This window comes from Paraburkholderia sp., from assembly GCF_034668105.1.
Taxonomy (GTDB): Bacteria; Pseudomonadota; Gammaproteobacteria; order Burkholderiales; family Burkholderiaceae; genus Paraburkholderia.
In genome coordinates this window covers 1-3,560 of record NZ_JAXDPY010000607.1, presented here as the reverse complement: position 1 = coordinate 3,560, position 3,560 = coordinate 1, and the positions used below count along the sequence as shown (strand labels likewise).

General features: G+C 60.5%; 3 protein-coding genes and 1 pseudogene. All 4 read left to right on the top strand.

Features of this window, described 5'->3' with window-relative positions; genetic code table 11:
• The first annotated feature begins 300 nt into the window (after window positions 1–300).
• On the top strand, window positions 301–1,215 hold the full coding sequence (locus tag QOC89_RS26785; RefSeq protein WP_323047788.1) for a LysR family transcriptional regulator: 915 nt from the start codon (window positions 301–303) through the stop codon (window positions 1,213–1,215).
• Between the two features lie 312 nt (window positions 1,216–1,527).
• Window positions 1,528–2,517, top strand: coding sequence for a GTP-binding protein (locus QOC89_RS26780; protein ID WP_323047787.1), 990 nt, complete (start codon window positions 1,528–1,530; stop codon window positions 2,515–2,517).
• Between the two features lie 27 nt (window positions 2,518–2,544).
• The gene (locus tag QOC89_RS26775) at window positions 2,545–3,048 is read left to right on the top strand and encodes a DUF1097 domain-containing protein (protein ID WP_323047786.1); all 504 of its coding nucleotides are present in this window, start codon (window positions 2,545–2,547) and stop codon (window positions 3,046–3,048) included.
• Window positions 3,049–3,073: 25 nt separating this feature from the next.
• A pseudogene (locus QOC89_RS26770) lies at window positions 3,074–3,560 on the top strand (nitrile hydratase subunit beta); the annotation flags it as partial.

Sequence of the window (3,560 nt, the reverse complement as noted above, 5' to 3'; positions counted from 1 at the left end):
GCCACGCCCGGCGAGTACGCCAGCGCGAGGTCGCGCTGGTTGATCATCTGCTTGGTCGGGGCGATCGCGATCTTGCCCGGCGTCGGGAACTCGTGATAATCGAGGGCGGCTTCGCGGATGTTCCGTGCGTCGGTCTTGTTTGTCATTCTGGCGTTACTCGCAAACGATGGGTACGGTCGAATATCCCAGGCATCTGAGACATTCCACGCGGGTCAAAGTACGGGGACGTGGGGAAGCAGTAGCTTATCCGCGGGATGCGGGTTTAGAATTCACTGCAAATCACTTGTTTATTCACTTTCAGTGAAAACTGACATCGCTTCCGATCTTGAGTTCTTTGTCCTGATCGCGCGCCACGGCAGCCTCTCGGCCGCTGCGCGAGCGCTCGATCTCACGCCGCCGGCCGCCACCCGACGACTTGTGCAGATGGAAAACCGGCTCGGCGTGCGACTCGTCAACCGGACCACGCGCAGCGTCAGTTTGACGAGCGAGGGCCAAACCTACCTGCTGCACGCAACACGGATTCTGGCCGAAGTCCGCGAAATGGAAGACCTGGTGTCGAGCGGCCGCTCGACACCCCGCGGCCTGTTACGCGTGAACGCGACGCTCGGCTTTGGCCGCACGGCGATCGCGCCGCTCGTCTCTGAATTCGCCAAGCGCTATCCGGATGTCGCGGTGCAGGTTGAAGTGACTGACAGGCCCATCGATCTGGTCGAAAGCGGCATTGATCTCGCGATTCGCTTTGGCTTGCTGCCCGACAAACGCCTCAATGCGCGACGTGTGATGTCGAACCGGCGTTTGCTGTGCGCGTCGCCCGGCTATCTCAAGCGGCACGGCACGCCGTCCAGCCTTCAAGAGCTCAGCGACCACCGTTGCATCATCCATCGGCAGAACGACGACGCCTACGGCATCTGGCGCTTCATGCACGGCGAACAGAGCGAAGTCGTGAAGGTACACGGCATGCTGTCGAGCAACGACGGCGACATCGTGCTCGGATGGGCGCTGGACGGCCACGGGATTGTGATTCGTTCAGAGTGGGATCTGGCCAAGTATCTGGAAAGTGGCAGGCTGAAGGTGGTGCTGCCTGAATTCGTGCTGCCGTCGGCGGATCTGTACGTCTACTATCCAAGCCCAAGCAACCAGACCGTTCGTGCGAGAGCGTTCATCGAATTTCTGGTCGAGCATTTCCAGACGCCGGCCCCGACGGGCGCGGAATAGCCGTAGACACCGTGAGGTACTGCGGAATCCGCGCTTTCATGAGCGCATTTCCAGGCGGTCATCCGCACCACACCGCATAGTCGCGGAGCATTACGCACCGTCGCGGCGCATCGAATCCCACCTCTGCACCAGCGCTTGGCATCGGCGTCCTGCCGTATCCTCGTGCCATTTTGTCCTTATTTTCCGCCTCGGACAGAAACCGCCGCATTTTCAGCGCATTCGGGACAAGCTGAGTTCCCCTACAGACGGATGACGGCGACAGGCCTGGTACTCGCTCTATTGAGTCAGTCTCGATCAGCAACGGACTCACTCATGAATCGCACACTCACACCGCGCAAGCTTCCTGTCACCATCATTTCCGGGTTTCTCGGCGCCGGTAAAACCACGCTCGTCAATCAGTTGCTGCAGCAACACGCGCCGGGATCAATCGGTGTGGTCGTCAACGAATTCGGCGAAGTCGGTATCGACGGTCAACTGATCGTCGCTGAAGAACAGGCGCTGGTCGAGATCAATAACGGCTGCGTGTGCTGCACGGTGCGCGCGGACCTCGTCGACAGTGTGAAAGCGCTGCTGGCGCGTCCACAGACCGGTTCGGCGCCCATGCAACGGCTGATCGTCGAGACATCGGGACTGGCCGATCCGGCGCCGGTGCTGCAAACGTTCCTCGCCGATCCCGACCTGCGCGAAGCCGTGGATCTCGAATCGGTCGTCACCGTGGTGGACGCACTGCATTTGCGCCAGCAACTCGATGACGACATCGCGCGCGAACAGGTGGCCTTCGCCGACGTCATTCTGATCAACAAGCTCGACCTGATCGCGCAAGACGAGCTGATCGCCCTCGAACGAACGATCCGTTCATTGAATCCGAGCGCCGCCATCATCACCTCGACGCGTTCGCAAATCCGCGCGGACGCTCTGCTGGGCATGCGCCGCTTCTCGCTGCCCACGCTGCTCGCGATCGAGCCCGATCTGCTCGACGAAGGCGCTCACGACCACGAACACGACACGTCGATTCAATCGTGCGCACTGGTCGAAAAGGGCGACCTCGATGCGACGCGCTTTAACCGCTGGATCAATGAACTCGTGCAGCAGCAAGGGCAGCAACTGATGCGGATGAAAGGGGTTCTGAATTTCCACGCCGAAGCGCGGCAATTCCATTTCCATAGCGTGCATATGTTGCTGGAAGCCGCACCCGGACGCGCATGGCTGAAGGACGAGTCACGCGAAAACAAGTTCGTGTTCATTGGCCGCAATCTGGATTTTCCGCAACTGCGTGAATCGTTTCTCAGCTGTATTCACTAGCCCCCACCTACCCTCAAGGAGTCTGTAATGAAGAAGACTAATGCGCTTACCGTCAGTATCGGCGTGCTCGCCGTCGTCGACACCTACGTGACCGCTACGGTGTTTCCGGTCCCGGTGTGGGTCACCTTTATCGCGTGGGCGTCGTTCTTCGTGGTCGGCGGTGGTCCGCGCGGCTTCGTGCAAAGCGTGGCGTCGAACCTGACCGGCCTCGTCATCGCGTCGCTCTCGCTGCTGGCGATCACCAGTACCGGCCCGGCGCCGCTTGCCGTGGCGATTTGCGTCGGCGTCGGGAGTGCGGCGATGGTGCAGGCATCGAAACTGAAGCTGCTGAATGTGCTGCCCGCCGTCGTATGGGGCTTCGCTTCGACGGTCGGCACCACAGTCGCCTCCGGTAGGGCGATTACTACTGTCGGCATTCACAACCCCGCGTTGGTGGCCGCCGCCGCACTCGTCACCGGCGCTGTCTTCGGGCTCGTCTCCGAAGTGTTCGGCGAAGTATTGAGCCACAAGCCTCAGCATCAATTCAACTGACCTCACGCTTCAGGAACCGCACACCATGAAACTACAGCACAGCCTTGGCGGGCTCGAAAATCTCGGACCCGTCAGTGTCGAAACACGGGTTTTCGTCGAGCAGTGGGAGAAGCGCATTTTCGGCATTCACACGGTGATGATGGCGGAAAGCGCGCATCTGTCGGACGCGCTGCCAAAGTATCCGGTGGCGACGCTGCCGACCACGTTCAGGAATACGTGGACCTGGGCGTCGCTGCGCACCGGCGCCGAAGGCATGCAGCCGTTCGAGTACTTCAAATACCGGTACTACGAAAAGTGGCTGATGGGGATTTCGCAATTCTTCATCGATCAGGGCTATGTATCGGCCGACGAACTCGCGCAGAAGACCGCGCATTACCGCGCTCATCCGGATGCGCCGCTGCCTGCACAGCCGAATCCGGCCATTGCCTCGCAGATCGACGACTACCTCGCAAAAGGTGATTCAGGGCTGAACGCACTGAAGCAGGCACCGCGTTTCGAATCCGGCGCCGAGG

Excerpts from the sequence above, each read along its gene's own strand:
- QOC89_RS26780 (WP_323047787.1), top strand. The coding sequence starts at position 1,528 with ATGAATCGCACACTCACACCGCGCAAGCTTCCTGTCACCATCATTTCC.
- QOC89_RS26775 (WP_323047786.1), top strand. The coding sequence starts at position 2,545 with ATGAAGAAGACTAATGCGCTTACCGTCAGTATCGGCGTGCTCGCCGTC.